Annotated in this window: 22 protein-coding genes and 5 pseudogenes; 14 read left to right on the top strand and 13 right to left on the bottom strand. The window is 67.1% G+C overall.

What is annotated here, in order from left to right; translation table 11 throughout:
- Positions 1 to 17 precede the first annotated feature (17 nt).
- The 4 genes and pseudogenes from H3H54_RS16655 to H3H54_RS16645 all read right to left on the bottom strand — a co-directional run bounded on the left by H3H54_RS16655 (position 18) and on the right by H3H54_RS16645 (position 2365).
- Positions 18 to 821, bottom strand: coding sequence for an adenosine deaminase family protein (locus H3H54_RS16655; protein ID WP_316249070.1), 804 nt, complete (start codon positions 819 to 821; stop codon positions 18 to 20).
- 98 nt (positions 822 to 919) lie between these two features.
- Positions 920 to 1144: pseudogene (locus H3H54_RS19230) on the bottom strand (adenosine deaminase); the annotation flags it as partial.
- Between the two features lie 124 nt (positions 1145 to 1268).
- Complete coding sequence (locus tag H3H54_RS16650; protein WP_262424732.1) at positions 1269 to 1787, bottom strand: gamma carbonic anhydrase family protein; 519 nt, start codon at positions 1785 to 1787, stop codon at positions 1269 to 1271.
- A 137-nt stretch (positions 1788 to 1924) separates the two neighbouring features.
- Positions 1925 to 2365 carry a hypothetical protein gene (locus tag H3H54_RS16645; RefSeq protein ID WP_262424731.1) on the bottom strand — a complete coding sequence of 147 codons (441 nt, stop codon included), beginning with the start codon at positions 2363 to 2365 and terminating at the stop codon, positions 1925 to 1927.
- 65 nt (positions 2366 to 2430) lie between these two features.
- On the opposite strand from H3H54_RS16645, the gene H3H54_RS16640 reads away from it, so the two are divergent.
- On the top strand, positions 2431 to 3333 hold the full coding sequence (locus H3H54_RS16640) for a GAF and ANTAR domain-containing protein (protein WP_316249234.1): 903 nt from the start codon (positions 2431 to 2433) through the stop codon (positions 3331 to 3333).
- Positions 3334 to 3507: 174 nt separating this feature from the next.
- Here H3H54_RS16640 and H3H54_RS16635 read toward each other — a convergent pair.
- A pseudogene (locus tag H3H54_RS16635) lies at positions 3508 to 4356 on the bottom strand (thiamine pyrophosphate-dependent enzyme); the annotation flags it as partial.
- A gap of 33 nt (positions 4357 to 4389) precedes the next feature.
- Positions 4390 to 5037 (bottom strand): thiamine pyrophosphate-binding protein, encoded by a 648-nt coding sequence (locus tag H3H54_RS16630; protein WP_262424730.1) that lies wholly within the window; start codon positions 5035 to 5037, stop codon positions 4390 to 4392.
- A gap of 355 nt (positions 5038 to 5392) precedes the next feature.
- On the opposite strand from H3H54_RS16630, the gene H3H54_RS16625 reads away from it, so the two are divergent.
- From H3H54_RS16625 to H3H54_RS16615, 3 genes are all read left to right on the top strand, one after another.
- Positions 5393 to 5731 carry an ATP-binding protein gene (locus H3H54_RS16625; protein ID WP_262424729.1) on the top strand — a complete coding sequence of 113 codons (339 nt, stop codon included), beginning with the start codon at positions 5393 to 5395 and terminating at the stop codon, positions 5729 to 5731.
- A gap of 77 nt (positions 5732 to 5808) precedes the next feature.
- Positions 5809 to 6579, top strand: coding sequence for a hypothetical protein (locus tag H3H54_RS16620; protein WP_262424728.1), 771 nt, complete (start codon positions 5809 to 5811; stop codon positions 6577 to 6579).
- Between the two features lie 129 nt (positions 6580 to 6708).
- Positions 6709 to 8205, top strand: a complete 1497-nt coding sequence (locus H3H54_RS16615) for a sodium:solute symporter (RefSeq protein WP_262424727.1) — start codon at positions 6709 to 6711, stop codon at positions 8203 to 8205.
- Positions 8206 to 8509: 304 nt separating this feature from the next.
- Here the strand turns inward: H3H54_RS16615 and H3H54_RS16610 are convergent, their stop codons facing one another.
- The 4 genes and pseudogenes from H3H54_RS16610 to H3H54_RS16595 all read right to left on the bottom strand — a co-directional run bounded on the left by H3H54_RS16610 (position 8510) and on the right by H3H54_RS16595 (position 11725).
- The gene (locus H3H54_RS16610) at positions 8510 to 8722 is read right to left on the bottom strand and encodes a hypothetical protein (protein WP_262424726.1); all 213 of its coding nucleotides are present in this window, start codon (positions 8720 to 8722) and stop codon (positions 8510 to 8512) included.
- 359 nt (positions 8723 to 9081) lie between these two features.
- Positions 9082 to 9246 (bottom strand): hypothetical protein, encoded by a 165-nt coding sequence (locus H3H54_RS16605; RefSeq protein ID WP_262424725.1) that lies wholly within the window; start codon positions 9244 to 9246, stop codon positions 9082 to 9084.
- 1 nt (position 9247) lies between these two features.
- Positions 9248 to 10686 (bottom strand): annotated as a pseudogene (locus H3H54_RS16600) (rhodanese-like domain-containing protein).
- Positions 10687 to 11005: 319 nt separating this feature from the next.
- A complete protein-coding gene (locus tag H3H54_RS16595) occupies positions 11006 to 11725 on the bottom strand; it encodes a hypothetical protein (RefSeq protein WP_262424724.1) in 720 nt (239 codons plus the stop codon).
- Positions 11726 to 11874: 149 nt separating this feature from the next.
- Between H3H54_RS16595 and arr the strand changes: the two genes are divergently transcribed.
- Positions 11875 to 12300, top strand: coding sequence for an NAD(+)--rifampin ADP-ribosyltransferase (gene arr, locus H3H54_RS16590; RefSeq protein WP_262426519.1), 426 nt, complete (start codon positions 11875 to 11877; stop codon positions 12298 to 12300).
- Positions 12301 to 12303: 3 nt separating this feature from the next.
- Here the strand turns inward: arr and H3H54_RS16585 are convergent.
- Positions 12304 to 15467 (bottom strand): annotated as a pseudogene (locus tag H3H54_RS16585) (amidohydrolase family protein).
- Positions 15468 to 15819: 352 nt separating this feature from the next.
- Here H3H54_RS16585 and H3H54_RS16580 point away from each other — a divergent pair.
- The 9 genes and pseudogenes from H3H54_RS16580 (at position 15820) to wecB (ending at position 23596) form a co-directional block, all read left to right on the top strand.
- Entirely contained in the window at positions 15820 to 16620 is an 801-nt protein-coding gene (locus H3H54_RS16580) for an ABC transporter permease (protein ID WP_262424723.1), read from the top strand.
- Between the two features lie 5 nt (positions 16621 to 16625).
- The gene (locus H3H54_RS16575; protein WP_262424722.1) at positions 16626 to 17714 is read left to right on the top strand and encodes an ABC transporter substrate-binding protein; all 1089 of its coding nucleotides are present in this window, start codon (positions 16626 to 16628) and stop codon (positions 17712 to 17714) included.
- The gene (locus H3H54_RS16570) at positions 17711 to 18511 is read left to right on the top strand and encodes an ABC transporter ATP-binding protein (RefSeq protein ID WP_262424721.1); all 801 of its coding nucleotides are present in this window, start codon (positions 17711 to 17713) and stop codon (positions 18509 to 18511) included. Before H3H54_RS16575 ends, H3H54_RS16570 begins: the two co-directional genes overlap by 4 nt.
- A gap of 517 nt (positions 18512 to 19028) precedes the next feature.
- A complete protein-coding gene (locus tag H3H54_RS16565; RefSeq protein WP_262424720.1) occupies positions 19029 to 19442 on the top strand; it encodes a hypothetical protein in 414 nt (137 codons plus the stop codon).
- Positions 19433 to 20119, top strand: a pseudogene (locus H3H54_RS16560) (glycosyltransferase); the annotation flags it as partial. The gene H3H54_RS16565 and the pseudogene H3H54_RS16560, both read left to right, overlap by 10 nt.
- Positions 20053 to 20469, top strand: coding sequence for a glycosyltransferase (locus H3H54_RS16555; protein ID WP_262424719.1), 417 nt, complete (start codon positions 20053 to 20055; stop codon positions 20467 to 20469). The pseudogene H3H54_RS16560 and the gene H3H54_RS16555, both read left to right, overlap by 67 nt.
- Positions 20462 to 21355, top strand: a complete 894-nt coding sequence (locus H3H54_RS16550; protein WP_262424718.1) for an ABC transporter permease — start codon at positions 20462 to 20464, stop codon at positions 21353 to 21355. Before H3H54_RS16555 ends, H3H54_RS16550 begins: the two co-directional genes overlap by 8 nt.
- 193 nt (positions 21356 to 21548) lie before the next feature.
- Complete coding sequence (locus tag H3H54_RS16545; RefSeq protein WP_262424717.1) at positions 21549 to 22436, top strand: ABC transporter ATP-binding protein; 888 nt, start codon at positions 21549 to 21551, stop codon at positions 22434 to 22436.
- A complete protein-coding gene (gene wecB / locus H3H54_RS16540) occupies positions 22433 to 23596 on the top strand; it encodes a non-hydrolyzing UDP-N-acetylglucosamine 2-epimerase (RefSeq protein WP_262424716.1) in 1164 nt (387 codons plus the stop codon). Before H3H54_RS16545 ends, wecB begins: the two co-directional genes overlap by 4 nt.
- A gap of 114 nt (positions 23597 to 23710) precedes the next feature.
- Here the strand turns inward: wecB and H3H54_RS16535 are convergent, their stop codons facing one another.
- Positions 23711 to 24826 (bottom strand): polysaccharide pyruvyl transferase family protein, encoded by a 1116-nt coding sequence (locus H3H54_RS16535; protein ID WP_262424715.1) that lies wholly within the window; start codon positions 24824 to 24826, stop codon positions 23711 to 23713.
- Positions 24827 to 24886: 60 nt separating this feature from the next.
- Positions 24887 to 26044, bottom strand: a complete 1158-nt coding sequence (locus tag H3H54_RS16530; protein WP_262424714.1) for a hypothetical protein — start codon at positions 26042 to 26044, stop codon at positions 24887 to 24889.
- Between the last annotated feature and the right edge of the window lie 9 nt (positions 26045 to 26053).

Genomic DNA, 26053 nt, shown 5'->3' with positions numbered 1-26053 from the left:
CTCGACGACACCGAGGCTCACGCGTCCTCGTCGGCGCCTCGCACGGCGCGGAAGGCCGGGAGGACGACCTCGTCCCGCAGCGCCTGCCGCTGCGGGGTCGCGGCGAATCCGTTCCCGAGCCCGGTGAGCACCACCTGCTCGAGGTCCGCGAGCGTCCAGCTGAAGGTCTGCGCCGTCAGCAGCATCTCGCGCGAGGTGCGGGTGCGGCTCATCAGGCGGTTGTCGCTGCTGAGGGCAACGGCGAAACCGTGGCGGTGCAGCGGGCCGACCGGGTGCGCGGTGATGTCGTCGGCGATACCGGTCTGCAGATTCGAGCTGGGGCATACCTCGAGGCAGATCTGATCGCGGTGCACGCGCTGCGCGACGGGGCCCAGCTGATCGCCGGTGACGTCCTCGAGCAGGCGCACGCCGTGCCCGATCCGCTCGGCGCCGCAGTCCAGGGCGTCAGCGATCGAGGCGGGCCCGTCGGCCTCCCCAGCGTGGATCGTCACCCGCAGCCCTGCGGCGCGCGCCGTCTCGAACTGGGTGCGGAACCGGGAGGCGGGGAACCCGTCCTCGGGGCCGGCGAGGTCCAGGCCCAGCACGCCGGTGTCACGGCGGGCCAGAGCGATCTCCACCAGGTCGTCGGTGGGGTCGAGGTGGCGCAGGTAGCACAGCAGCTGCCCCACGACGATGCGTCGCCCGGCCGCCTCCGCTGCGGCGACGCCCTCCTCGAGTCCGTCCTGCACGGCCTGGACGGCCTGGTCGAGGCTGAGCCCGGCCCCCGTGTGCTGGTGCGGGGCCCAGCGGGTCTCGGCGTAGACCACCCCGTCGGCGACCATGTCCTCCACGAACTCGCGGGCGATGCGGCGCAGGTGGGGGCTGTCTGCATGAGGGCGACGGTGCGTTCGAAGGTGGAAAGATAGGCGGGCAGCGAGCCGGAATCGGCGGCGGTGTGGAACCAGTCGGCGACGGCCTCGGTCTCGGAGGCCGCCGGGGCATCGGGCACCGCCAGGGTGGCGTCGGCGTCGGCGTCGATCCCGGGCACCGCGAGCCCCAGCTCGCGGCTCAGCTCGAGCACGGTCTCGGCACGCAGGCCGCCGTCGAGGTGATCGTGCAGGGCAACCTTCGGCAGCGCGCCGACGAGAGAAGGTGTGAGGTCCATCTTCGCAGGATACGCGGGCCGGTTAAGGGCCTCCCGGGTCGCGGAGGCGCTGGGGGTCTGCCGCCGCTGCAGGCATTCTCTGCCGACAACGGTTCCTGAGGGTGTCCGATGCCCACGGTGGCGGTCAGCCGCGGGTTTCTTCCCGGTGCTGTGCCGCGAGCACCACATAGGTGCGAGCGTTCTGTCGCAGCGCTTCGAGCGCGTCCTCGTCGAGCTGCTTGCGCACCTTCGCGGGCACCCCGGCCACGAGCGAGCCGGGCGGGATCTGCATACCCTCGGTGACCACCGCGCCGGCGGCGACCAGGCTGCCAGCCCCCACCACAGCGCCGTTGAGCACCACCGCGCCCATCCCGATCAGGGCGTCATCCTCGACAATGCAGCCGTGCAGCACGGCCCGGTGCCCGACGGACACCCCGGCGCCGACCACCACGGGATGACCGGGATCGGTGTGGACGACGCAGCCATCCTGGATGTTGCTGCGCTCGCCGATGGTGATCGCCTCCATGTCTCCGCGCAGCACTGCGGAGTAGAAGACGCTGGAGTCCTCTGCCAGCGTCACTTTCCCGATCAGGGTGGCGTTGGGTGCCGCCCACGCGTTCGCGGACACCTGGGGCGAGAAGCCCTCGAAGTCGATCGTGGTCATAGCGGGTTCTCCCTCGTCCGGCGGCGGAATATCCTCACCAAGGACGGTACGCGCACAAGCACCCCGTCGGGGACCCGGAGCGGCGCCGGGGGTGCGGAGCGTGCGGTCAGTGCCACCTTGGGCCGTGCTCACAGTGCTCACCACAGGCTGGCCACGGCCTGGCCGCCGACGGGATCGGGGCTACGTGATTCCGCGGCGGCGTCGATCAGCGTCGCCACCAGGCGCCTCGTGCGGTCGGAGACTCGTAGAGCGCCCAGGGAGGGCAGCGAGATGAGGGCGGCGTGGGCATCGGCGCTGACCTCGCTGAGCACCGGGTCGTGATCGAGATAGCGCGGCAGATCGGTGAGATAGACGAGATAGTCCCACCCGTGCTCCTCCAGCAGCTGCGGCGCGTTGGCGAGCAACGGAATGGTGCCGTCCGGGGCGAGCGGCAGCTCGCCCTCGCTGATATCGACCTGCCACGGCTGGCCCGACGTCCGGGAGAGATCCGCGGCCAGATCCTCGGCGATCCGTGCGGCGACCCGGGCCGGCACGCCGGGATCGGTGCGAAGCCCCAGGGTCAGGTTGATGGCGTCCATGCCCCAAGCACCGCATCGGCGGTGTCCGGCATCATAGGGCCCTTGCAGGGACCGGTATCGTGGGCATGCTGGAGATGCATCGACGGCCGACGGCTCACCGTCCGGCCGCTATGGGATGGAGATCGGTGGCAGTACACGAGGCGGAGGCACAGGGCATCCGAGCGGTGCAGAGCATGCTGTTGGACAGCGAGGACATCGCGGAGTTCCTCGACGGGCTCACGGCGATGATCGCCCGGCGCCTCTCGGTCGATGGAGCACGCATCCTGTGCTCGGTCACTCTCGAGCGTGACCGGCGGCCGGATACGGTGGCGGCCTCGGGCCCCGAAGCAGCCGAACTCGATGCGCTCCAGGACGACTATCCGGATGGTCCGTGCGCTGCGGCGGCCCGCGAGCACGCCGTTGTCCGCGTGGGCGACGTGCTCGACGACGTGCGGTGGGCGGCGTACCACGCGGCCGTCGCCGAGCGCGGGATCCGCTCCATCCTCGGCGTCCCCTTCGAGCTGCGCGGCGAAGCCTCGGCGGCCTTGAACATCTACTCCACCAGGCCCGGGGATTTCTCGCCCGAGGCGATCGAACACGTGCAGCTCGTGGTCGGCGAAGCCTCCACCGCGCTCCTGCTGGCTGTTCGCGCGAATCGCAGCGCGGAGACCGAAGCGGATCTGCGCGCGGTGCTGGCCTCTCGCGCGCCCATCGACCTGGCCGCAGGTGTGGTCATGGGGCAGAACCGCTGCACGTATCAGGAGGCCGTGGAGATTCTCAAGACCGCCTCGAACCATCGAAACGTCAAGCTCCGCGATCTGGCGATCGACCTCCTGAGCGGCTTCGGGGAGCGCCGTCGAACGCCCACTTCGACGGCTGACCAGATCGGCGTCACCGGCCCAGAGGCGGTCGCCTACTCCGCGCCGGCGTCGGCCTCCTGTGCTCGGTGTCGTCGCAGTGCCGCGGCGGTCGCGTCGGCGCCCTCCTGATCGAGCGCGGAGAGCATCGTGTCCACCTTCTGCTGCGGGGACCGCGGCGGGAGCAGCGGGGTGTCGGGATCGACCACGGCCCCGATCAGCACCGGACGCTCCGCGGACAGGGGTCTCCTGCCAGGCCTCACCGATCTGCTCGGCGTGCTCGATCCGGATGCCTTCGAGGCCGAGCAGGCGCGCGTACTCGGCATAGGGGAACCACGGCACCTCCTGTGAAGTCGGGAACCGGGGTTCGCCCTCCATCTCCCGCTGCTCCCAGGACACCTCGGCCAGGTCGCGGTTGTGCAGCACCAGCACCACGAAGCGGGGATCGGACCAGGAGCGCCAGTGGTGGGCGAGGGTGATGAGCTCGGAGTTCCCGTTCATCTGCATCGCCCCGTCACCGCACAGGGCCACCACGGGACGGTCCGGCGCCGCGAACTTCGCCGCCAAGCCGTAGGGGAGCCCAGAGCCCATCGAGGCGAGGGTGCTGGACAGGTGCGCGGGCACCCCGGGCGGCAGCTGGAGGTGGCGGGCGTACCAGTAGACGACGGAACCGACGTCCACGGAGACCTGCGCCTTCTCCGGCAGGTGCTGTGAGAGGGTCGCGATGACGCTCTGGGGGTTCATCGGCGTGGTCACCTCGGCGCTGCGTTCCGCCCGGAGCTCCCGCCAGCTGCTCACCATCTCCTCGACGTCGCCGCGCCATGTGCGGTCCGAGGCCGGTTCCAGGAGTGGCAGCAGCGCACGCAGCGTCTCGGCGGCGTCACCGGCCAGCCCCACCTCGATCGGATACTTGCGGCCCAGCTGCGCGGCGGAGAGATCGATCTGCACGGCGCGCGCCTGGCCGGGGGCGGGATAGAACTCGGTCCACGGATCGTTGCTGCCCACGATCAGCAGCGTGTCGCAGCCGGCCATGAGATCCGCGGAGGCGGGGGTGCCGAGGTGGCCCATCGTCCCGCACATGTACGGCAGCGACTCGTCCACGAACGGCTTGCCGAGCAGGGAGGTGGTGACCCCGGCGCCGAGCCGCTCGGCGATCTCCTCGACCTCGGCGGCGGCGTGCTGGGCGCCCTAGCCCACGAGCAGCGCGATGCGCTGGCCGGCGTTCAGCACCTCCGCGGCGCGGTCCCAGATCGTCCTCGCGAGCGAGGACCCGGGGCACGGCGGTGACCGGGGCGCTGGGCACGATGCCATGGGCGTGCTCGATGTCCGGCAGCTCCGCCTGCTGGATGTCGTGCGGGACGATGATGCAGGTGGGGCTAGAGGTGGCGAGCGCGGTGCGGAAGGCATCGTCCACCACCTGGTCGAGCTGTTCGGGGAGACCAGCTCGCCCACGTAGCTGCTGCACACGTCCTTCAGCAGCGTGGGCAGCTCGACCTCCTGCTGGTAGCCGCTGCCGAGCGCGGTGGTGACCACATGGCCCACGATCGCGACCACGGGCTTCCCGTCGAGCTTCGCGTCGTACAGGCCGGTCAGCAGATGCACCCCGCCGGGCCCCTGGGTGGCCAGGCACACCCCCACCTCGCCGGTGTACTTCGCGTGGCCGGTGGCCATGAAGGCCGCCATCTCCTCGTGCCGGGCGGTGATCAGCTCGATCTCGCCCTCCCGGCGCCGCAGTGCTCCCAGCAGCGGGTCCACGCCGTCGCCGGCGTAGCCGAAGATCCGTTCCACTCCCCAGGCCTGGGCCCGCTCGATGATCCCGTCCGCGACATTGCGCATGCTGGCCACCTCTCGCTCGGCGAGCCGTCGGTGTGCGGTCAGCGCCGCCAAGGCCCGCGTGTGTCCCCACTCTTGCAGTGCGCGCCGCGAAGCGGTAGGGCAGCCCGATTGAGAGCTGCGGTCAGATCGTCCCCGTCTCGGCCGTTTCTGCCCGCCGACCAGGGCGCTTGCCCAGCGCGCACCTCGCGGCGCGGTGGCCGACCGGCCGAACGGGTTGAGGTGCCGGCGGGTAACTCCACGCCTCGTCGCGGCGACCTCGCGGGCGGCAAAGGCCCTCGGGCCGTCGTGCTGTGAACTCAGGTTGCGCGACGCCCACAAACTATAAAGAATAAATACCAAACGACGAGGAGGGGTGATGGAGCGAAGGAAGCAGGACAACCAACCGAGTCCGTTCAACCCAGGGTATGGCAAGAAGCCAGCGGTGTATGGGGGACGGGACGCCGAGGTCGAAGAGCTCACCGACGTCTTCGACACGATGGACTTCGGTGAGCACAGTTCGGTCCTGGTCTCCGGATTGCGCGGCGCTGGCAAGACGGCGATGCTCACGGTGCTGCAGGACGCTGCACGGGATCGCGGCTGGATGGTGATCAGCGACGACGCGAGCAGGGGGCTCATGGATCGCATCCTGAAGTCGACGATCCCACAGTTGGTCGCGGCGCAGTCCCCGAGACGAAGGCGCGCCTCACCTCGTTGAGCATCTGGCAGTTCGGAGCCAGTTGGGAGTACGTGTCGAGATTCTCGGATGCAGTTCCGCAATTGCGCACGGAGCTCGTGGCGCTGTCGCAAGCGCTCGATGGCGCGGGGATCCTCATCACGATCGACGAGGTGTCGTCCGGAAGGACACGACTCCGCGAACTCGCCCAATTCGCCCTGCAGGTGCAACACGCGCTGACAGACGGGGCTCAGATCATGGTCGTCTTCGCCGGGGTGAAGGTAGACCTCGACGAACTGCTCCGGCAACAGCATCTGACGTTCCTTCGCCGGTCGAAGGAGTTCGATTTCAGACGACTCAGCGCGCTACAGACCGCTTCGGTCCTTCAGAGGACCATTGAGTTCGGGGGTCGCAGCGTCGAGCCGGAGGCGCTGGACCTCCTCGTGACGATCGCTCAGGGATATCCGTATCTGATTCAGCTGGTCGGCGACTATGCGTGGAGGCACAATGCCGCCGCGGACTCGATTTCGCTCGCTGACGCGCAGTACTCACTTGAGCGGGCGATCAAAGCAGTTCAGAGCCGCGTCATCAGCCGTGTCTATGACGACCTCTCTGAGGTTGACCAGGAATTTCTCCGCGCGATGGCGGTCGACGAAGGGCGCTCCCGCATCGCGGATATCAAAACGCGAATGGGCCAGAGTGATCAGTACATCCAGGTGTACAAGAACAGACTGATCGGAAGCGGGTACGTGCAGATGGCAGGCCGTGGATACGTCGAATTCTCCTTGCCGTATCTGGACCAGTACATCAAGACGCTGATCGGGCCCGGCGCGGACATCGACTCTGCAGATGACGGAGGGTGGGCCGACTATCCAGCCCCGAGGGTCTGACGTCCGGGCGGCTTGCCCTCGCAGCTCTCCTGTGAGCCAATGGGCGACTGTGTCTCGGAGCCGCTGCCCTCGCGGAGGCCTCAGAGCCGGGTGCACATCGTCCGAGGACGACCTCGAAGGAGAGCTCCCATGCAGACCATCGACCTCCTGGTGATCGCCGCCTACCTGATCGCCACCGCCTGGCTGGGCCTGAAGCTCAGCGGTAAGCAGACCGGGCTGAAGGACTACTTCCTGGGCGGGCGGAACCTGCCCTGGTGGGCGGTGTGCCTGTCGGTGGTCGCCACCGAGACCAGCGCCCTGACCGTCATCGGCATCCCGGCGATGAGCTACCTGGGGAACCTCTCCTACCTGCAGCTGGGGATCGGCTACATCCTGGGCCGCATCGTGGTCGCGTTCTTCATGTTGCCGCGCTACTACGACGGCGAGATGGTCACCGCCTACGCCTACCTCGGCAAACGCTTCGGCAGCTCCACGCAGACCACCGCCGGGGTCACGTTCCTGCTCACCCGCCTGCTGGCCGACGGGATCCGGGTGCTCGCCGCCGCGATCCCGCTGAAGGTCATCCTCGACGGGCTCGGCGTGGACCTCTCCTACTTCGCGATCACCGTGATCCTGTCGGTGGTGACGATCCTGTATACCTTCATCGGCGGGATCACCGCGGTGGTGTGGGTGGACGTGGTGCAGATGCTGCTCTACGTGGTCGGCGGTCTGATCGCGATCGTCCTCGTCGCCTCCACGATCGGGATGGGCTGGCTGGGGGAGGCGGCCGAGGCCGGCAAGACCCAGCTGCTGGTGTGGAGCGGGAACCCGCTCAGCGCGGATGACTCCTTCCTCGCCTCCGTGCTGGGCGGCGCCGTGTTCGCGATGGCCTCCCACGGCTCGGACCAGATCGTGGTGCAGCGCCTGCTGGCCTGCCGCTCCAAGGTCGAGGCGCAGAAGGCGATCATCGTCTCCGGCGTGATCGTCACGGTGCAGTTCGCGATCTTCCTCGTGGTGGGCCTGGCCCTGTGGGGCTACTACCAGGGCGTGGCCCCGGCCGAGCTGGGCCTCACCCGTGATGACGAGATCTTCCCGCTGTTCATCATCGAGGCCCTGCCCCCGGGCCTGTCCGGGCTGCTGCTGGCCGGCATCCTCGCCGCCGCCATGTCCACCCTGTCCTCCTCGCTGTCGGCGCTGTCCTCCTCGACCGTCACCGACGTGGTGGGGAAGCTGCGCCGCACCCCGATGACCGACCAGCAGGGCCTGCGGATCGGCCGCTGGGCCACCATCGGCTGGGGCCTGGCCTTCATCGCGCCAGCCACGATCTTCCGCTCCGACGAGGGCAGCATCGTGGTGCTCGCCCTCGGCGTCGCCGGCATCACGTACGGCGGGCTGCTCGGCGCGTTCATGTTCGGCATCGTCAACAAGCGCGCCCGCGCCGCCGACGCCAACATCGCCTTCGTGATCGCGGTCGCGATCAACGCGTTCTTCTTCGTGATGGAGAAGTACGTGATCGGCGAGGTGTGGGTGGCCTGGCAGTGGTACCCGCTGCTCGGCGTCATCGTCACGTTCGTGGTGGGTGGGCTGCTGTCGCTGCGGCACGACGGGCGTGCGCCGGTCGAGCCGGTGACGATCGAGAGCCGCTGAGGCGGGAGGCTGGCAGGGTTGATGCTCGCCGCACTAGCGAAGGTCTGCGGCACGTGAGCTGCGCCGAATCTCAGTCGACGTGACACCACCCGGACAACTCAACGATGAAAGCCCGAGGTCAGCCCGTCGCCGCTGCAGCGTCATCTTCGCAATGCTCCGCGACGGCACCTACCGGCATCCAATCACCACCCCTACACCTGAGCCGACCGCCCTCGCGGCTTGACTCGGGACCTCGGGAAGGACATCGGGAAGCCCCTCCTGCGGCGGCGTCGGAGGCTCGGCGCCGCCCCGGCGCCTCATGCGGTCAGGAGCCGCCTGAGTCGTGCTTCGAGGCGGCACCCTGCTCCGATCCGCCCTCCGCCTTGGAGGGACGGAGCGGATCCGCCTGCCTGTTCTCTCCCTGGACGCCCTCGATCGGCGTCTCCGCGGAGCTGTCGTCGGTGTCCTCCGCCTCGCCTTCGGCTTGAGAGGGCCGGAGGGGATCGGGATCGGTGTGGTGCTTCTGGTTCTCGCTCATGACTCTCCTTGATCAGTGCTCCCGAGGCGGGCGCGTCCCGCAGGGCTTCCGCGGGGCCGCTGCGCCGTGGTGTGGTAGGGGCCACGCTGGCATGGCGGCGAGCCGTTCAGAAGAGCCTGGACCGATCGGACGGGACCGAGGCCGGATCCATCACGGGCCAGGACCGACGAGTGGACAGCGATCGTCGCCATCCTCCGGAGCCCCGGACGCCACGGCGGATAAGTCGGTATGACAGCGAGAGGTGCTCGCTACGGTGCCGGTATGGCCACCAGAACGGTTCCGACCTCGCCGCCTCACCCGCCTCGGCGTCACGCGCACTTCAGTCTGGCTGCTCGGCTCCGAGCCCGCACGTGTAGTTCTCACCGTCCCAGCAGCCGTGCGAAGAATCCCTTCGTGGGCGCGACCTCGGCGTGACCGGGGCAGCGCTCGCCGGCGGGCACGCTGGCGAGCGCCTGTTCGATGTGATGGCCGCAGCCGGCCCAGGTGGTCTTGCCGCAGGTGCGGCAGGTGGTGGCTCGGCACATGTCAGAGGTTCCTCTCGGTGGGCGTGGTCTCCGTGTGATCGGTTCTCCAGCGGTCCCAGGCGGCGTAGCTGCCCTCCAGCTCGGTGACGTCGAAGCCGGCGCGGCGCAGGGCGGAGGCGGCGACGGTGTTGCGCAGCCCGGACTGGCAGAAGGTCATGATCGGCCCGGCCTCCGGTGCGGGCAGCTCGGCCTGGTGGAACAGCACCTTCCCGGCGGAGAGCTGCTGCGCTCCGGGGATCGTGCCAGCGGCGTGCTCGTTGCGGGTGCGCACGTCCAGCAGCGGCGGTGCCGTCCCTTCGCGGCGCTGTCGCTCCAGCTCGGCGGGGAGATCACCGACGGCACCGTGCTCGGCAGACCCTCGAGCGAGGGCACGTAGCCGAGCAGCGAGTCGACGCCGACGCGCACGAAGTGGTCTCCGTACTCCGCGGCGCGCTCGGCATCCTCGGCGAGGACCACCAGCTCCGCATCATCGGTGTCTGGGTCGAAGGCCCAGGCGATGTGACCGGCAGCTTTGCTGAGCATCGGGAGGTGAAGCGCTCCGGGCACGGTGCCGGCATGGACCTGGTCCACGGGGCGGGTGTCGATCAGGGCGAGCGTGCCGCTCTCGAGGCCGCGCGCCAGCTCCTCGGCCGAGATCTCGCGCGGCATCACGCGCTCGCCGAGCAGGGCGGGGCCCTCCTGGTTCTGGTGCTTCATCCGGGCGAAGTAGGCGTGGGCGTCGGGCTGGCCGTCCAGCAGCTCGTCGATGAAGCCCTGTTCGTCATCGTTCTTCAGGTGCTTGCCCCACCAGGCGAAGTGCCGCTCGTAGCCCACGGTGGTGGAGGGCAGCGCGCCGATGGCCTTGCCGCAGGCCGAGCCGGAGCCGTGGCCGGGGAACACCTGCACATGGTCCGGCAGGGTGAGGAACACGTTCTTCAGCGAGGCGAACAGCTGCTTCGCCCCGGTGAAGCGGGTGTCCTGCATGCCCACGGCCTCGTCCAGCAGGTCCGGCCGGCCCAGGTCGCCGGAGAACACGAAGTCGCCGGTGAGGATGTAGCCGGGCTCGTCGGCGAAGGCGCCGTCGGTGACCAGGTAGCTGAGGTGCTCGGGGGTGTGGCCCGGGGTGTGGCGGGCGGTGACGGTGATGCGGCCCAGCTGGATCGCGTCATGGTCGCTGAGGCGCTCGGCCTCGAAGCCGTACTGCCAGTCCTCACCGCCGGTGCCGGGCACGTAGGCGGTCGCGCCGGTGGCGGCGGCCAGCTCACGCGTGCCGGAGAGGAAGTCGGCGTGCAGGTGCGTCTCGGCGACCGCGGTGATCCGCAGGCCGTGCTGCGCGGCGAGATCCAGGTACTGCTGAATGTCGCGCCGCGGATCCACCACCAGCGCCTCACCGCTGGCCTGGCAGGCGATCAGGTAGCTGGTCTGGGAGAGGTCCTCGTCATAGATGCGTTCGAGACGCACGGTTCCTCCTGGGCGAGCGGCGGGCACGGCATCGGGTGGGGATGCCTTGAGCGTAATCGTTACTGGGTGGTCGGAACCTGGGCTCGCGTACGGCCGATCGCGGTGGGGCCGACGGGGGACTCTGCACTGCTGGCGCGTCGCCTCGCGCGGGAGAGGTGCGGTGCGCGCCCGCGAAAGTATGGCGGAGGTGCCGCGCGGCGCGTGACCATACTTTAGAGGCGCGAAAAGTATGGCGAAGGGGCCCGTGGGCCGAAGGCCATACTTTAAAGCGGCGAGAAGTATGGTCTCGAGCTTCCCCGGGGCCGCCGCGGCCCTGCCCTCACCGCAGCAGGAGCAGCTGGCGCAGCCACGGCACGTGTTCGCTGAGCAGGGCGATCACGCCGTCGCCGAGCACGGCGATGCCCGCGAGGGCGAGCAGGGCGGCGAGCGTGGTCTGCAGGGCGCGGCGCCGGGGGCCGAGGACCTCCATGACCCGCGTGACGAGCTGCTCGTGCTGGCCGAACGCGGCAGCTGTGAGCACGGCGACCAGCGGCAGCTGATAGACGAGGTTCCATAGCACCAGCAGCGCCACATGGCGCAGGAGGTTCTGTTCCTGGGAGGCCATGCCGACGGCGATCGTGAACCCGGGATCGGCCAGTGCCGTCGCCGAGAAGCCGACGCCCGCGAGCACCAGCGGAGCGGTGTCCAGCCGCTGCGGGGTGGAGCGTTGCTCGAGCCGGCCGCGCGACACGGGCGGCCGGGACGCGGCCCGGAACTGGTGGACGCTGAAGGCGGCCAGGGCGAGCCCCACCACGAGCTCGACGGCGCCGATCGCATTGTGGGAATCCAGCACGGGCCGCAGCCAGCGGTTCAGCAGCGCCAGCAGCGGGCGCAGGATCAGGGTCGCCGCGATGATGATCACCGTGTACCCGCCGACGAAGGCGAGCAGGTGTCGCACCGTGCCGCCGCGCAGCATGACGCCGATCGCGATGACGCCGCCCAGCACGTCCATCGTCACCACGGCGAGCCCGAAGAAGGCGAGGATCCCGGCGAACGTCATGCCGGAAGGCTACGAGAGGCCGCGATGCGGGGACGATGGGGCGGGCCCCAACGTGGGGTGGGGGATTCCCGCACGACGGTGCGCGAGGGGTCCGCATGCAGGAGGATGAGGGCCGGCCGGGCGAGGGCCCGGCGGAGAGCGAGGACGCGATGAGCGAGCCAGTCCCCTTCGAGGTGTACGAGGAGGGTTTCTACCTCCACGGCACCAGGTCCGTCCTGGCCCCGGGCGAGCTCCTCACCCCGGTGCAGCCCTCGAACTACCGCGACGACGCCCCGCTGCGGCACGTGTATCTCACCCAGACGATGCACGCCGCGGCCTGGGGCGCGCAGCTCGCGCGCGGCGACGGAGAGCCCCGGGTCTACGTCGTGGAGCCGACGGGCCAGCTCGAGGACGATCCGAACGTCACCGACAAGCGTCTCCCCGGCAACCCCACCCGCTCTTACCGCAGCACCGAACCGGTGCGCGTGGTGCGCGAGCTCGAAGACTGGCCCCGGCACAGCGAGGAGAGCGTGCGGGCGATGGAGGAGGGGCTGGCGGAGCTGCGAAGGACTGGGCAGGACGAGATCATCGAGTGAGGCTCAAGCCCGGAACACGACCTCGCCGTCCTTGATCGTCTCGAGCACTGCGATGTCTCGCAGGTCCTGCGGTGCGCTCGCGAGCGGATCAGCGGAGAGGATCACCAGGTCCGCCCGCATCCCCTCGCGGATCTGCCCCTTGGAGTCCTCCTCACCGTACTGGTAGGCGGCCTCGCAGGTGACGGCGCGCAGCGCCTCCCAGGTCGAGATCCGCTGCTCGGGGCCGACGGGCTGCCCGGTGCGGCTGATCCGGTTCACGGCGGCCCAGAGGGTCAGCATCATGTCCGGGGAGTGACCGGGGTGTCCTGATGGAGGGTGACCCGCACACCGCGGTCCAGGGCGGAGCGGGCAGGGGAGACGCGGCGCCCGCGCTCGGGGCCGAAGTTCCGCAGGTGCACATCGCCCCAGAACCAGGTGTGGCAGGAGAAGATCGAGGCGATCATCCCCAGCGGCGCCATCCGCTCCAGCTGATCGTCGCGCACCGTCTGGGCGTGAATCATCACCGGGCGCGCTTCGAGCAGTGCCGGATGCTCGGCGCCGATGCGCTCGGCGGTCTCGACCCACAGCTGCGCAGCGGCATCCCCGTTGCAGTGCACGATGAGCTGACGGCCCTGCTCGGCGACGGCGCGGGTGAAGGCCTCGACCTCCTCCGGGTTGTGGATCGGGTAGGCGCAGCCCGGCTCCTCATCGCCCTCGATCGGCTGATAGGGCTCGCTCATCCACGCTGAACGAGCCTGCGGCGAGCCGTCGAGGATCATCTTGTAGCCGCCCAGCCGTAGCCGGCCGACGTAGTCACCTGCGAACTCGGCATGCTCGTCGAAGGCTGTGGTCCCGAGCTGCACCACGGGGTAGACGACGACGTCCAGGCCGAGTGCCTCGGCGCGGGCGGCGGCCACGAGCCCTCCGATGGTGGCGGGGTCCGCGGCGCCCTCCTGGGCGGTGGTGATGCCGTGGCGGAGGTAGTCGGCGACGGCGAGCTCGGCGGCCCGCAGCGGATCGGCGATGCCGGCCGGCAGCAGCCCTCCTCCACCGCCGGGGAGAGGAGCGCGGCGAAGGCCGACATCGCCGGATGCTCCTCGACGTACCCGTCCGGCGTGCCATCGGCAAAGCGGCCGAAGCGCCCGCCCTCGGGGTCGGGCGTCTCGGCGCGTGAGACCGGCACCGTCGACGAGGAAGGAGTTGCCGACGGCCACGTGCATGCTGCGGTGCAGGGCGAAGACCGGCAGCGCGGTGGTGACGGCGTCGAGGTCCGCGCGGGTGGGGTGGCGGCCCTCGGCCAGCAGTTGAGTGTCGTACTTCGCCCCGACGAGCGGCGTGTGATCACCCGCTTCGCGCTGGGCGAGGCGGTCGCGGAAGGCAGTGACGATCTCCTCGATGCTGCTGGCGTTCTCGAGGTCCACGAGGGAGGCGAGCATGCCGTGCTGGAGCAGATGGCCGTGGGAGTCGATGAACGACGGCATCAGGGTGCGCCCGGCAAGGTCCACCGCGCCGGCGCCGGCTGAGGCTCGCGCGCGCACCTCGACCAGTGGGCCGATGGCGGCGATGCGACCGTTGCGCACCAGCACCGCCTCGGGGGCATCGTCCTGGTCGACCATCGTGAGGATGCGGCCGGAGTGGTAGAGCGTCTCCACGATGAGGTCCTTCGTTCGAGGCGGGCGGGGTGTGCTGGGTGGCGAGCTGAGTGGTGGGCGCGTCAGGGGTGATGGACGGCTCGGGATCCCGTGCGGTCTTTTGATCGACATTCCCCGGCGGGTCCAGGTGCGCGTGCTGAAGCTTCGGGTGACCAGCATGATCACGAAGTACGCGACGGTGAGCGCGGCCATCACGCCGACGGCGGCCCCCAGGCCGAGCTCGCCGGCGAAGGCGGCGGAGATGGTGAGCATCGCCGGGATGTACAGCATCTCGGGGAGGTTCATCAGCCCCATCTCAGCCATCGTGGTGGTGCGCATGCGCGGATCGAGGATCCGCACCAGGGCGAGGCCGGTAGGAGTCGTGCCGGTGAGGGTGCCGAACATGCCCATGGTGCGCTCGAAGTCGTGATCGCTGCCGTAGCGCTGACCGATCAGGAAGCACAGCGCCACGGTGACTGCCGTGACCAGGACGACCGTCACCAGGATGGGGACCAGCCAGGCGGCCACCACGGCGGCCTGCACCGCCAAGAAGGAGGCGACCACGACGTAGTCGGTGGTGAAGCCGGTGAGCTTGGCCTGCATCTGCCGGTCCAGGAGGTGCTCGACCCGGATCTTCCGCAGCACCCAGCGCAGGAAGTACGCGGCGAGCAGTCCGTTCATGAACATCATGCCGCTGATCGTGTCGCCCACGAACCCGGGGAGGTGACCGAAGATCCAGGCCAGCCCGTGAGCGAGCAGGTAGGCCAGCCCCATCATCGCGAAGTGGAAGGTGAGGGTATCGATATTGCCGGAGAACGTGGTCTCGGTGCCCATCGACTCCGTCTCCTCCTCCTTGCGGAAGTAGCCCTTGCCCACCGAGTCGGAGATGCCCATGGAGTGCGTGGCAAGGCCCTTGCTCATGCCCCATTTGGCCAGCGGCACGCCCACCAGGAACGCGGCGGCGAAGCCGGCGGAGGCGAAGGCGAGGCCCACGTTCACGGCATCGTCCCAGCCCTGCTGCTCGAAGATCCCCGCGAAGGTGACGGCCTGGCCGGGTCCCTGTGCGAAGGCGAACGGCACCATGAACCCGTAGATCGGGTCCATCCCGCCGAAGCGACCGGTGGCGGCGACCACGCCGACCCCGATGAGGGCCTGGATCGAGAACACGAGGGTCCAGGTGAGACCCATCGCCCAGGCACCGCGCAGCAGCACCTTCTGCGTCTTGCCGCCATCGCCCTTCGTGCTGGTCGGCGGAGGGGTGAGGCCGATCGAGATGAAGGACAGGGTGAACAGTTGCGCCGTGAGCATCGTGAACAACTCGTGGTCCACACCCTCGAGAACCCCGGAGAGACCGACGTTCATCGCGATCGCGCCGAGGAACCCGGCGATCACGAAGGCGGGGACCATATTGGTGCGCAGGGCGGGAATCCAGCGCCGCAGCGCCATACCGATCACACAGAAGATCCCGATCAGGGAGAGGCCGAACAGTGCGGACACGGGGTGCTCCTCGTCGTGTGCCGAGTGCTCGGCCGGTCGCGGCGCGAACCAGGCACACATGATGATCGTCGTAAGGGGAGGACGTTACCGGCAGTGGACACGGGGTCGGGTTCGCGACCACAGCATGGTAGTGAACGATCGGGTAACAGTCTGCCGCGAAAAGTTCTCGAACTCGGGTCCTGACCGGTCAGAGCAGATTTCTGTCCCATCCGACACGTGGCCACGAATTCTGCGGGGTAATGTCCTCCCAGCGACTCGGCGAGACGAGAGGGAGCTGACGCAGCCCATGAACGACGGCGCGAGAACGGCAGACGCCGAGCCCCCACCGCCACCAGGCCTCGGGACGACGACCACCGAGAAAGAGCATTCAGTGCGAGTGGCGAGAGCCGCAAGAAGGGGCAGATCCCGACGAATGCGTCGCAACCGCCTTCTGCAGGGCGGGGTGCTGCTCGGCGTGCTGGCCCTGTGGTGGCTGATCACGGCGATCGAGCTCGTCGACCCGCTGTATCTGCCGAGCCCCCAGGCCGTGCTCGGGGCATTCATCGATGCCAACCGCTGCCTGGTCGTCGACGAGAACTCCGGGCGCACCGTGTGCGGCGTGCAGAACTACTACCTCTGGGAGCACCTGATCGCCTCCCTCCAGCGCATCGGCGTCGGAGTCGCTCTCGCCGCGGTGATGGGCATCGCTCTCGGGGCGCTGATGAGCATGTGGGAGCCGGCGAACACGGCCTTCGCCCCATTCCTGAACTTCCTGCGGGCGCTGCCGCCGCTGGGATACATCGGCCTGATCATCGTGTGGGTGGGCATCGGCGATACCTCGAAGTACCTGCTGCTCTTCCTCGCCGCTTTCCCTCCGATCGTCATCGCGACTATCGACGGCGTGCGCGGCGTGCGCGAGGACTACCTCTCCGCCGCCCGGAGCATGGGGGCCAGCTCCCCGCAGATGGCACGATTCGTGGTGCTGCCGGCCGCCACCGCCTCGATCTTCTCCGGGGTGCGGCTGGCTGTGGGGTTCGCCTGGACCACTGTCGTCGCTGCGGAGCTCAACAACGGCATCCCCGGCATCGGCGGCCTCGCCTATATCTCCGGCACCCAGCTCAACACTGCTCTCACCATTGCCTGCATCATCGTCATCGGTTTCGTCGCACTCGCGCTCGACGGCGCGATCCGATGGGTCGGCGATCGCCTGGTGCCGTGGCACGGAAAGGTCTGAACGCCGTGAACACCCTGACCCCGACCCGTCGGCGCGGCACGGCGCTGCGCCTGGCCGCCGCCTCACTCGGCGTGATTCTCGCGCTCAGCGGCTGCGTGCAGTCCGGCCGCACCACTCATCCCGACAACTTCTCCGGTGAACTCACCTGCCCGGTCGAGCCGGACCCGAGCATCACCACCTCGGCGCGTATCGCCTGGCAGGCGATCCCCAATGGCGACCTGGTCGTGAAGGACCTCCAACTGCTCGAGGCCTGCATGCCGGAGGCGAACATCTCCTGGCTGAAGATGAACTCCGGCGGCGACGTGATCCAGGCATTCGGCTCCGACTCGCTGGACATCTCGCAAGTGGGCTCGAGCCCGGTGGTGAAGGCCGCTTCCCCGCCGCTGTCCAAGGATCTCAAGGTGATCTGGATCAGCGATGTGATCGGTGATGCGGAGTCGCTGGTTGTGAAGGATCCGAGCATCGAGTCGCTCGCCGACATGTCCGGCAAGACGATCGGCGTGCCCTTCGGCTCGACGGCGCATTACTCGCTGCTCACCGCACTGGGCGAGGAGGGGCTGAGCGACGAGGTGGGCGTCATCAACCTTGCGACCGACGCGATTCTCGCCGCCTGGCAGCGCGATGAGATCGATGCCGCGTGGGTCTGGGAGCCCACTCTCAGCGAGCTGCTGGCCGAGCAGGGGCACACCATCCTCTCGAGCGAGGCCAGCGCCGGGCTGGGCGCTCCGACCTTCGACCTGATCGCTGGCACCGATGCCTTCATCACCGCGAATCCCGAGTTCATGCGGATGTGGACGCTCGTGCAGGCCGAGGGCACGCGTCTGCTCAACGAGGAGCCCGAACTCGCTGCGACCTCGATCTCTGTGCAGCTGGGCGTGGAGCAGGAGGACGCGGAGAAGTTGCTGGACGGGTACATCTATCCCACACTCGAGGAGCAGGCCGGCGCGGAGTATTTCGGTGGGGACGGGCTCGCCACGGCCCTGACGAGCACTGCGGAGTTCCTCGAGACGCAGAGCGGGATCGACGCCCTCGCGGAGGACGGCGTGTACCAGGAGATGCCCTACGGTGAGGCGATAGAGGAGGTCACCCGATGAGCGACAGTACGCTCCACACCGACCTCGACTCCGCCGTCGTCTCCCTCGATGGCGTCTCGCAGCGCTTCGTCACCGATTCCGGGGACGTGGTGCACGCGCTCGCCGAGACGGACCTGACCATTCCCCAAGGGCAGTTCGTGTGCGTCGTCGGCCCGTCCGGATGCGGAAAGACCACCCTGCTGAAGATCATCGCCGGCTTCCTCGAGCCCACCGGCGGCACCGCCCGGTATCGTGGGCAGAAGATCACCGAGCCCGGCGCAGAGCGAGGGGTGGTCTTCCAACAGCCGAACCTGTTCCCCTGGTTCTCCGTGCGCGAGAACGTGGCCCTCGGCAAGCGGATGCGCAAGGTGGGCAAGAAGCAGCGCAACGAGAAGGCCCAGGAGTACCTGGACCTGGTAGGGCTCGGCGACTTCGGCGATGCGAAGCCGTACGAGCTCTCCGGCGGCATGCAGCAGCGCGCCCAGATCGCGCGGGTGCTCGCCAACGAGACCGACGTGATCCTGATGGACGAGCCGTTCGGCGCGCTGGACGCCATCACGCGGGCCAGGCTGCAGGCAGATCTGCTGGGCATCCAGCGGAAGCAGCACCGCACGGTCTTCTTCATCACCCATGACGTGGACGAGGCGGTGTTCCTGGGGGATCGGGTACTGGTGATGAGCGCGCGGCCGGGACGAGTGGTGCTGGACCAGGAGGTCACGCTTTCCTCGCAGGCGGGTCGGGTGCTCGGCGAGGAGATGCGACGACTGCCGGAGTTCATCGAGCTGCGGGAGAGGGTCGCCGGGGCGATTGAGCATTGAAAGCGGGGCCTGAGGTGCGATCGACCCACCGCTGCGCCAGAAGGTACGAACGTCACGTCCACCAGCAGCGGAGTGACACACTTCTTCCAGCTCTCGCTAAGATCGCCGGAGCGCATCGGCCGGCCGGTCGATCCCTGACCGAGCGGAGGCCCGTGCCCAGCACTCGACGCGTGGCGCTCAACGCGCGCCTCCTGCTCCAGTCCGCCGTCCAGCATGCGATGGACGATCCCGCTCTCCTCGTCGTGCAAGTGAGCCGTCGTCTGCCGTTCGTAGCCCGGATACGGGCCGGGAGGTTGCTCCGCACCATCGCCGCGACCCTGCCCGACTTCGCTGGCGCCGCGGCGCTCGGTGCCTTCATGGCGGGGGAATCCGACGACGCCCAGCGTCGACTCGCCATGGACCCTCACTCCCGCTCCACCCTTCACGGCGAGGTCTCTTGCTCCTTGACCGGCCCGAGCTGCTCTCCGATGAGGCGCCTGCCGCAACCCGCGCGCGCTCCGCCTGGTCGCGGGGCGAGATGAGTGAGGCCGTCGGGATCCTGGAGGCCGCCGGTCAGGGATTCTCCGCCTACGCGCGCCGCCTGCAGAGCGAGGTGGACCTTCTTCAACCCGGTCACCGACTAGCGATCCCCGAAGGGCACGTTGCCTTGAGCCCGTGTCGTACCGAGGGCGAGAACCTGCGGGTACTGCACCTGATCACCAACTCCTTGCCTCACACCCAGTCCGGGTACTCCCTGCGCACCCACCGGATCCTTCGAACCCTGGCCGACGGCGGCGTACGCTCCGTGGCGCTCACCCGCACCGGCTACCCGGTCATGATCGGAAAGGTGCTTGCCGGGGGCTCCGACACTATTGACGGAGTCGAGTACCGCCGCACCCTGCCTACCTCACTCGGTGCGACCCCCAGCGGCGCCTCGAGCAGGAGGTCGTAGCCGCACTCAACATCGTGCGTGAGCTGCGCCCCCATGTCCTCCATGCCACCACCGACTACCGCAACGCGATGGTGGCCCAGGCGGTCAGTGAGGCGACCGGCATCCCATGGGTGCTGGAGGTTCGCGGGCTGATGGAGCAGACCTGGATCGCAGCCCGCCACACTGAACAGGCGCGCGCCGCGGCCGAGGCCTCGGAGAAGGTACGGCTGGTGCGCGCGCGAGAAGGGGAGCTGGCGGCCTCAGCCTCGGCGGTGGTGACGCTGAGCGCCACGATGGCCGAGCAGCTCATCGAGCGCGGCGTGGACCCCGCGCGCATCACTCTGGTCCCCAATGGGGTTGACGAGAGTCTGCTGACGGACCACCTCCCGGTTGGCGAAGCTCGACGTCGTGTGGGCCTGGATCTGCCTGACGATGCGTTTGCCGTGGGCGCAGTGAGCGCCTTGGTGGACTATGAAGGCTTCGAGACCGTGCTCCGCGCCGCTGGCCAGCTGCTGCACAGCCCCGAAACCGATCCCGAGCTTCGCGAGCGCCTTCACGTGGTTCTCGTCGGAGACGGCGTCGCCGCCCCGGCCTCGCCGACCTCGCTCGTGAGCTCGGGATCCAGGATCGTGTGCACCTCCCTGGACGCGTTCCGGCCGCTGAGGCGCGACGCTGGGTCGAGTCGCTCGACGTGGTGACCGTGCCCCGCCTGGACCGCGCAGTCTCCCGCTCCGTCACTCCGCAGAAGCCGATCGAGGCGCTCGCCCTGGGACGCCCGGTGATACTTAGCGACCTGCCTGCCCTGCGGGAGACCGTCACGGGACCGGACGGTGCTCTCCACGCGACTCTCATCAAGGCCGGCTCTGCGGAGCAGCTCGCCGAGGAGATCGCCGGTCTGGCGGCCGACGGCGAACTTCGTGTGCGTCACTCCGTCGAGGGTCAGCGCATGGCCCGAGAACGTACCTGGAGTGCATTGGTGAGACGATATGAGCAGGTGTACACGAACGCGTTGCACCAGAAGGTCGAGGAGAACCGCAGTGGTGAATGAGGTGAAGAGCACCTCCGATGTGAAACGCGCGCTCGAGGCGAAGAACCTCGATCCGAGCGGACTCGCGCGGATCGGCGTACGCCCACCCCTGGGGGAGTACATTCAACAGCTCTGGCAGCGGCGTCACTTCATCTGGTACGACTCGCGGCACCGTGCCTCGACCCAGAACTCCCGGATGCATCTGGGGAACGTGTGGCTCTTCCTCCGCCCGCTCATCGATGCGGCGTTCTATTTCGTCATCTTCGGGCTCGTGCTCAAGATCGGTCGGGGTATGGAGAACTATCCCGCCTTCCTGATCATCGGAATCCTTCTGTACCGCTCGACGGCGACGTCGATCACCTCCGGAACGAGCTTGCTGCGCAGCAACAAGGCGATGATCAAGGCCTTCACGTTCCCGCGGGCGTCGATTCCGATCTCGGCCGTGCTGCAGGCGACGATGACCGCTGTCTTCACGATAATGGTGATGTGCTTCGCCATCATGGTGATCCCTCCGTTCGCTCTCCCGCAGATCTCCTGGGTGCTGGTCATTCCGATCTTCCTGATCCAGACGGTGCTCAACCTGGGCCTCATGCTCATCACCGCGCGGATCGGGTTCCATGTCCCTGACATGGCCAATGTGCTCGGGGTGGTAAGCCGATTCCTGATGTACGGCTCCGGCGTCATGTTCCCGATCGAACGGTTCGTGGACAATGAGACGGCGCTCAGCATCGTGACCCTCAACCCGCTCTACCAGATCATCGACATGATGCGCACTGTCCTGCTCGACGGCCAGGTTCCCGATCTGCGGGCATGGACGATCTCGATCGTGTCGGCAGTCGGGATACTGGTGATCGGGTTCATCTACTTCTGGCGAGCGGAGGAGAGCTATGGACGAGAGCTCGGCTGATCCGGCTCCGACCGAGGACGACGATCATCACGACACGTTGTGGGTCGCCCCGGAAGAGTCCCCGCTGACGGTCGTCGCTCATCGGGTGCGCATGCGCTACAAGGTTCCGCGCACCGATCGGGCTCCGCGGCCAGGCCTGCTCGGCAAACTTTCCACTCGTCGCTCCATGGTCTCTGTCTCCGCCGTGAGGGGAGTGGACCTGCTGGTGCGTGAGGGCGAGTTCGTGGGGATCATCGGCCGGAACGGCTCGGGGAAGTCCACCTTGCTGCGGATGCTGGCGGGGGTGGAGCCGCCCACAGCTGGAGCGGTCTATACCAGCGCCCGGCCCCAGCTATTGGGCGTGAGCGCCGCGCTGATGAGCGACCTCACCGGAGCCGAGAACATCAAGCTCGGGTTTCTGGCTCTCGGAATGTCCCCGGAGAAGGCGGAGGAGCTGGTACCTCACGCCGCGGAACTCTCCGCACTCGGGGAAGCCGTTGACCTGCCGATGCGGACGTACTCCTCAGGCATGTCGTCTCGCCTCAAGTTCGCGATCTCCGTGATGGCGCAGCCCAAGATCCTGATGGTCGACGAGGCGCTCTCCACTGGTGACGCGACATTCTCCAAGCGCTCCAAGTCCAAGATGGACGAACTGCTGGAGAATGCCGGCACCGTGTTCATGGTGAACCATGCACCGCGTGCAATCGAGAACGTGTGCTCCCGCGTGATCTGGATGGAGAGGGGCCGGGTCGTGATGGACGGGGACACGAAGGAGGTCTCCGCCATGTATCGCTCCTTCACGTATCGCATGGCACGCGACCGCGAGGACGAGGCAATGGGCATTCTCCGTGAAGCGATCGAGCACGGTGAGGCACAGCGGGCAGCCTCCGCACTCACTCTCCCGGAAGATCACGCTCCCGTAGCACCAGATAACGTCCCGGAGCTTGAGCCCGACCCGTTCACCTCGATCTTCGAGCTACAAATGCGCGCACAGAGTTTCCCCGGCACACTGCAACCGCGTGGACGCCGTGCCGCCACCAGACCTGCACCTTCCGCCACTGCCACCATCTCCACCACCGACCAACGAGGACGACACTCATGACACTCCGCATCATGACCATCTACGGCACGCGCCCCGAGGCGATCAAGGTCGCCCCGATCATCAAGGCGATCGAGGCCGATCCAGAACTCGAGAGCATCACCGTGGTGACGGGACAGCATCGCGAGATGCTCGACCAGGTCAACACCATGTTCGAGATCGTGCCGGACCACGACATGAACATCATGAGTGCGGGTCAATCGCTCAACACCATTGTTGCGAAGGTGATCGCTGGAGTGGACGTGATCCTCGAGAATGAAGCGCCCGACGCGGTCGTCGTGCAAGGTGATACGTCGACTGTAATGGGCGCGGCCATCGCCTCGTTCAACCGTCAGATTCCCGTGATCCACCTGGAGGCAGGCCTGCGCTCCGGTGACATCAACTCGCCCTTCCCAGAGGAGGCGAACCGTAAGCTCACCAGCCAGATCGCCGCCCTGCACCTCGCCCCGACGACGACCAGCAGGGGTAACCTCACGCGGGAAGACATCAGCGAGAACGACATCGTCGTCACGGGCAATTCTGTGATCGACACCCTCATGTTCGCCACCGAGAACCTCCGCGTCCCCTTCCAGGATCCGCGCCTCGAGGACCTCCGCGCTGCGAAGGAAACCGGTACGGCCGGGCGGGTTCTGCTGGTCACCGCCCACCGTCGTGAGAACCTCGGTTCCGCCATGGAGGACATCGGCCAGGCAGTCGCCGAACTCGCCCGGAAGTACCCGGACCTAGCCGTGGTGTTCCCCATCCACAAGAACCCGAAAGTCCGTGCCGCGATCCGCCCGGCAGTGGAGGACCTCGACAACGTCTACCTCATCGAACCGCTCGCCTACGCCGAGTTCACCCAGGTGCTTAGCCTTGCGGACGTGGTGCTCACCGACTCCGGCGGCGTGCAGGAGGAGGCACCGAGTCTGGGCAAGCCCGTGCTCGTGATGCGCGAAAACACGGAACGCCCGGAGGCTGTCGTCGCTGGCACGGTGAAGCTCATCGGGACGAACAAGCAGCGACTTGTCGACGAGGTGTCGCTGCTGCTCGACTCGGAGGAGGCATACGCAGGCATGGCGAACGCCGTGAATCCGTACGGTGACGGCGCCGCCGCAAAGCGCACCCTCGGGGCGATCAAGTGGAAGTTCTCCGGCGCCGGGCGCCCCGTTGACTTCGGTGCTTGAGGTAAGACTCGCTCGTGCGACGGAGAGATACTCTTGCCGATGAGGGATGAAGCGTTCGCCCCCTGCGCTGGACGAACGCCTCATCGCTCGTAGTTTCTCGGTCCTGGCGGCGCTTCAGTCCAGAGTCGGTGCAGCGACCTCAGGAAGACTCGAGGCACGTAAGAACGAGTTGAAAGTGTCGAAGTTCTCCCGCAGATCGCGGAACATTGAAGAGTAGTCCGCTTCAGCCATGATCTCGCGGTATGGCTTCTGTAGGGTCTCCTCTACCGAAACGTGGGGCAACGAGAGTTTGTCGCAGAGCTCTTCCGTACGCGAATCGTGAATTACCCATACGGCGGGGAGCCCACTGATCAGGCTGGCCATGTTCACGTGGAATCTGGTGCCGATCGCACCGTCCGACGACTCGCGGTTGAAGGCTATCCACGAGTCGAGATCGCGAAATAGCCTGTATCGTCGAGCGATGTACTCAGCGAGCCTTGACGTGTTCCATTCCGGATCTGCCAAGAATCCCTTGAGGAAGTAGGGCAACTCTGCTTCTGCCCCGTGGGCGATGGAATCGACGTAGTATTGGTGAAGTTTTGCGTTGACCGGCTCCACAAGAAAAAGGTCTTGCCTGATCGCCCTGTAGAGCTGCTCTTTCGGGTCCTTGAGATGGTGCAGACTGCCTGCGAAACTAAGATTTTCGTACGTAGGCCCGTTGTTGATCCGCTCTCGCAGGTGTCCAAAAGCTTCCGGGTGGGAAAAGAATGACGGGCATCCGGTAATGTGCACGTTGTCAACGCTGCCATATTTCTTGAAAATATTGTACGTGAACTCGCCTCGAACACTGACCGCAGGAGTTGACTCGGAGAGGCGTCTCACTAGGGATGTCATCCCCGGGCCGAGGTTAACGGAATCGATGTTTGAGTCAGAAGCCTGAGCGCCGAGGCCGAACGGAATCACTGGAACTGTGAATTGGTCCAGAGATTTCGCTACGGAGAAGCCTCGCTCGTCGTGCGCGGGGTCGGTGCGAAGGGTGTTAGCGAAGGGTATGATTACCGCCTCGCAGCGGTCATTGACGAATTCCGCGAAAGACTTGTAACCTTCGGCCCCGTATCCGTAATCCATGCCGACGGAATTTGGGAACATCTTGAATGGCGCTTGAGCGTGAACCATGTTGCCTGAGTTCTGGGGCGTTTCTTGCGGAAAAGTGGTGGGCATTTTTTCGCCCCAGGTCATCACTGCGTACATATTTTCCTGCCGATCGTTGGAGTGTAGAACGGGATGCTGACTCGAGCCTTTTCGCCGAGTCTATGAAGAGCTAGCTGCCCCTACAAGCATTCTGCGGATGGAGTCAATATCTCCGGTTCGGGCTTTGAAGGCAGCTGGGCGGATGTCCAATGGACTGCCTTCGAGGGCGATGGCCATGATGGGCGCCGAGCTGCCAGAGTAGTCCGAATACTTCGAGGGCAAAAAGGGTGACGGGATGCCGAATGGCGATGTGGCGATGTCGTTGACGAGAAGCGCGTCGTACGTATCTGAAGTGCGAAGGAAAGCGCTGAACGGAAGTGCCGGGCGCGTGTCGACATGGCTCTCTAGTTTTAGCGACCGAGCGGCCTTGAGTAGAGGAGACGCGTCGCTCGTGTAAACGTCCAGATGGATACGCCGGCGGATATCCTGGTCAAGCGTGCTTAGCGCTTCTAGGAATTCGCCGCCACCCCTGTTCGGATAGAAGTTGCCGAAGTAGCCGATTCGAAAACCGTCCGAAGATGGTTGGGGTAGCGCTTCAGGGCCCGTCTCGTAATAAGGCCGAGGGAGTGTTGGGTGAGGGGAGATGCGTGACCTCTCCTGAATGGACTTTCGCGCCCAGAGAGGAGCGTCCGCAATCATGATTTCCTGCTGTTGGCTGTTCGTAAAAACGAGTTCGTCAGCCAACAAGAAGGGCACGAATTGTGCCCACTCGAGGATCGAGTCTCGCTCTTGGAGGAGCCGCTGACCTTGAGCGCCCACAGATCTGAGGATCTTTGCTGAATGATTGTCAAGTGTTACGCGGCTGGACGGGCGAGGCGTGGCATCTGCGTGCCAGAGTATCGGGTCAGAAAATTCTGCGACCCACTCCAAGGCGAGTCCACTCGTCCGTGTATGCGCCGCTAGAAAATGGGAGTGTGGCCACATTGATCGCGAGTACACCGAAGTATAGGGATTTCTTGCCCTGCTTCGTAGCGAACTTATTCCCTTCGTGACAAAGGGGCGGACGCTTGTCTCGTCTGCAAACTTGATGGGGACAGAGAGGTGTTGAATGCTGTTGACCAGTGGGTGGACGAGCTCCGAAAGGGAGGGGTCCACGGAACGGACACGTGATAGATCCGCCGAAATTACGTCTACACGCTCGCCGACCTCGATGATGCGTTTCGCGACGGTGACAGCGCTTCCGTCGTTGAACGGCGGGAAGTTGAAGGCGACGACCAAGCGATTGGG

This window comes from Brachybacterium sp. Z12 (assembly GCF_014400405.1).
Classification (GTDB): Bacteria; Actinomycetota; Actinomycetes; order Actinomycetales; family Dermabacteraceae; genus Brachybacterium.
This window is presented reverse-complemented; position numbering and strand designations above follow the sequence as displayed.